The organism is Reyranella sp., from assembly GCF_050185545.1.
In the GTDB taxonomy this organism is placed as follows: Bacteria; Pseudomonadota; Alphaproteobacteria; order Reyranellales; family Reyranellaceae; genus Reyranella.
Genome location: NZ_JBFWZI010000155.1, coordinates 13,508 through 17,462 on the forward strand (window position 1 = coordinate 13,508; position 3,955 = coordinate 17,462).

Sequence of the window (3,955 nt, forward strand, 5' to 3'; positions counted from 1 at the left end):
ACCCCTCCGTCCCGCGATGACGCGGGACACCTCCCCAACTTCGTTGGGGAGGAATTTAGACCCCCGCAAACGGGCGGATCACCGTTTCGCCGAAGCGCATCAGGCTTTCCTCGAGGCTCGGCAGGAAGGGGCCGACGGGGACGACGATGCGCTTGACGCCGCGGCGAGCGCGTTCCTCGACGGCGGCCTGCGGCTCGACGGTCGAGCCGGGCAGCAGGTCGGGACAGCCGGCGAACAGCTCGATCTCACCCGGGTCGCGGCCGGCTTCCGCAGCGGCGCGGCGGGCCACCTCGTACAGCGGCATGGGGTCGACGCTCGAGCCGATCGACGGGAAGAAACCGTCGCCCAGCCTGCCGGCCCTGCGCGCCGCCGCCTCCGTATGACCGCCGACGATGATCGGCACGCGGGAGGCCGGCTTGGGGTTGCAGCTCACCGCGCGGAAGTTCACGAACTCGCCCGAGAAGCTCGCACCGTCCTCTGCCCACAGGGCTTTCATGGCGGCGACATACTCGTCGGCGCGCTTGCCACGCTTGGCGAACGGCACGCCAACCGCTTCGAATTCCTCCTTCAGCCAACCAACCCCGATGCCGAGCTCGAACCGGCCGTTGCTCATGTAGTCGAGCGTCGCCACCTGCTTGGCGAGAATCAGCGGATTGCGTTGCGGCAGGATGATGACGCCGGTGAGGAACTTGAGCCGTGAGGTGACGGCGGCCGCGCATGCGATCCAGATCAGCGGATCGGGAAAGGCACCGCTGCGCCCGACCGGCAGCCGGCCGCTCGCCCCATAGGGATAGACCGAGCTGTAGTTGTCGGGAAAGACCACGTGGTCGACGGCGAGCAACGTGTCGAACCCGGCCGCCTCGGCAAGCCGCGCCACGCGCGTGGCGCCGGCGAGATCGGGGAACGTGTTGTTGCCGAAATGAAGGGCGAACTTCATGACCGCGCCACGATGAACGGCTTGGCGTGGGTATCGTAGTCGCCGTAGCCCAGGATGCCGCGCAGCTCGGGCGGCGGCAGCGCGCTCTTGGCCTCGGACTCGCCTGCCTTCAGCGCCGCAAGCCCGGCCTTCATGCCGGCCGCGGCCGGCGACAGCATGCCGGTCGGGAAGGTGCCGATCTTGAAGCCCAGCTTCTCCGCTTCCTTTTGGCTCGGCGTGGCGCGCGGCGCGCCGGGCGAGAGGACGACGAAGCTCGGCCTGCCCTTCGCCGCGGCGATGGCGCGATGGATCTCCCCATCGTCTGCCGGCGAGTCGAGGAACAGGATGTCGGCCCCCTCCTCGACATACATCTCGATGCGGGCCACCGCCTCGTCGATGCCCTGGGTCGGCCGGCAGTCGGTGCGCGCCAGGATGAGAATGCCGGAATCCTTCGCTGCCTCGACGGCGGCGCGGATCTTCATGCGGGCCTCGTCGCGCGGCAGGCAAGGCTTGCCGGCCGACGTGAGCGCGCGCGGCGTGATCTTGTCCTCGATCAGGACCGCGGCCGCGCCGGCCCGGCCGTAGGCGCGCACCGTGCGCTGCACGTTCATGGCGTTGCCGTAGCCGTGGTCGCCGTCGGCCAGCACCAGCAGGTCGGGCGCGGCGCCGTGCACCATCTGGAACGAGTCGAACATCTCGCCGAATGACAGGAGATCGAGGTCGGGGCCGCCGAGCCGGCTCGCCGCGACACAGGAGCCCGACAGGAACGCCGTCTTGAAGCCGGCCGCCGCCGTCAGCTTCGCGGTCAGGCCATCCCACACCGCCGGCATCACGACGAGGCCGGGCTCGGCCAGCAGGGCACGCAAACGGTCTGGGTTGGTCATGAACGCATCCTCGGAAGTTGTTGTTCGTGCCGGACGATAGGCCGCGACCCGCGCGCCGTGAAGGGCCGATCGTGTCGGCTGGCTGCACTTTCGGTTCACGCGCGCCCGGCCCGCGCTGGGCACTCGCACATGGGCAGGAAATCGCCGTCATCCCGAGCGGAGCTGCCCGAAGGGCGGCGCAGTCGAGGGACCTCTCTCGCTGTTGCCACAACACGAAAGGTCCCTCCACTATGCCTCCCTTCGACTAAGCTCAGGGCAGGCGCTGCGCCCGGCTCCGCTCGAGATGACGGTATTTTTTGCCATATGCGAATGCTTTGACCTGCTCTCGCCGGGCTGCGCCGAATGGTAGTCCTGGCCTATGGTGCGGCCAGTCTCTGCGCGCTGTTCGCCCGTCGGCCGGACGGAATTGAGGAGAAGCCGATGCCGTCCAGCCCCTCCCCCACTGCCATTGTCGCCGAGTTGAACGGACTCCTGTCACGACAGAAGGCGGCGCAGCTCCGGGACGGCAGCCCGTCCGCAGCGATTCGCGTCGACCGCCTCGACCGCTGCATCGCCCTGCTGGTCGACCATCGCGAGGCGATCGAGCAGGCGCTCGACGCCGATTTCGGCGCACGGTCGCGCGCCGCAACGGCATTCGGCGACATCGCCTCGTCGATCGCTCCCCTCAAGCACGCCCGCGCGCACGTTGCGCGCTGGATGCGGAGCGAGCGGCGGCCAACGACGCCGCCGATGGCACGCCTGTTGGGCGCGCGGGCGGAGATCCGCTACCAGCCCAAAGGCGTCGTCGGTGTGATCAGCCCCTGGAATTTTCCCGTCAATCTCACCTTCGCCCCGCTCGCCGGCGTGCTGGCTGCGGGCAATCGCGCGATGATCAAGCCCTCGGAGACAACGCCCGAAACGTCGGACCTCCTCGGGCGCATGGTCGCCAAGGCGTTCGACCCCGAGGAGCTCGCCGTTGTCACGGGCGGGCCGGACGTAGGCAGGGCATTCGCGGGCCTCGCCTTCGATCACCTGGTCTTCACCGGCGGAACGGCGATCGGCCGACAGGTCATGCGCGCCGCGGCAGAGAACCTGGTGCCGCTGACTCTCGAGCTGGGCGGCAAGAGCCCGGTGGTCATCGGCCGCTCGGCCGATCTGGACATCGCCGCCGCGCGCATCATGAACGGCAAGACCTTCAACGCGGGCCAGGTCTGCCTCGCGCCGGACTACGTGCTGGCGCCGGCCGATCGTGTCGACGCCTTCGCCGATGCGGCGCGCCTCGCGGTCGCGCGCATGTTCCCGACGCTGCGCGACAACCCCGACGTCACGGCGATCGTGTCAGACCGCCACCATGCGCGGCTGGCGGCCCACCTCGAGGACGCGCGCGCCAGGGGCGCCCGGATCATCGCGATCAATCCGGCCAGCGAGGATCTGGTGCAGCAACCTCATCGCCGCATGGCGCCGACCCTGATCCTCGATCCGACCGACGACATGACGGTCATGCAAGAGGAAGTGTTCGGCCCGCTGCTGCCGGTGATGCCCTATCGGGACATCGACGAGGCCATCGCCTACATCAACGCGCGCCCGCGGCCGCTCGGCCTGTACTATTTCGGCACCGACGAGACCGAGCGCGACCATGTGCTGAGCCGCACCGTGTCGGGCGGGGTGACCGTGAACGACGTCGTGATGCATGTCGCTCAGGAGGACCTGCCCTTCGGCGGCATCGGTCCCGCCGGCATGGGCGTCTATCACGGCCGCGACGGCTTCCTGGAGTTCAGCCATCGCAAGTCGGTCTATCACCAGATCGGCCGTGAGATCGGCCCCCTGCGCATGCTGCGCCCTCCGTTTGGCCCGCGGCTCATGAAGTTCCTGGCAACGCGGATCAGGCGCTGACGCGCGACTCCTGCTCTTCCGGACCGCGGGCGTCCCGCCCGCTCATGCTCATGAATCATGAGCGGGCGGGACGCCCGCGGTCCGGAAGAACAGGAGCTCAGAATCTCCTCACCGGAACGTGAGGCCCGACGTCATTCTCCGGACCCTTTATCCCGGCGATGATCGGGCTCCGGTCCAATCGAGGAGCCTCGCAATGGGTCTCAAGGTTCTTCTCATCCTCGGCCATCCGCGGCGCGGCAGCTTCTGCGAGGCGCTGGCCGATGCCTATGCCGCGGGCGCCGAG

Annotated in this window: 3 protein-coding genes; 1 reads left to right on the forward strand and 2 read right to left on the reverse strand. The window is 68.9% G+C overall.

The features are described 5' to 3' along the window. Positions 1–55: 55 nt before the first annotated feature. Both AB7O82_RS29100 and AB7O82_RS29105 read right to left on the reverse strand, forming a co-directional pair. Positions 56–937: an LLM class F420-dependent oxidoreductase gene (locus AB7O82_RS29100; RefSeq protein WP_428546534.1), complete on the reverse strand. Its 882-nt coding sequence runs from the start codon at positions 935–937 to the stop codon at positions 56–58. Continuing rightward, a complete protein-coding gene (locus tag AB7O82_RS29105; protein WP_428546531.1) occupies positions 934–1,800 on the reverse strand; it encodes an isocitrate lyase/PEP mutase family protein in 867 nt (288 codons plus the stop codon). The genes AB7O82_RS29100 and AB7O82_RS29105 overlap by 4 nt, the downstream gene beginning before the upstream one ends. Positions 1,801–2,220: 420 nt before the next feature. On the opposite strand from AB7O82_RS29105, the gene AB7O82_RS29110 reads away from it, so the two are divergent. Beyond that, positions 2,221–3,672, forward strand: coding sequence for a coniferyl aldehyde dehydrogenase (locus AB7O82_RS29110; RefSeq protein WP_428620836.1), 1,452 nt, complete (start codon positions 2,221–2,223; stop codon positions 3,670–3,672). The last annotated feature ends 283 nt before the right edge of the window (positions 3,673–3,955 follow it).

Coding starts and splice junctions, on each gene's coding strand:
- AB7O82_RS29100 (WP_428546534.1), bottom strand. CDS start 937: ATGAAGTTCGCCCTTCATTTCGGCAACAACACGTTCCCCGATCTCGCC.
- AB7O82_RS29105 (WP_428546531.1), bottom strand. CDS start 1,800: ATGACCAACCCAGACCGTTTGCGTGCCCTGCTGGCCGAGCCCGGCCTC.
- AB7O82_RS29110 (WP_428620836.1), top strand. CDS start 2,221: ATGCCGTCCAGCCCCTCCCCCACTGCCATTGTCGCCGAGTTGAACGGA.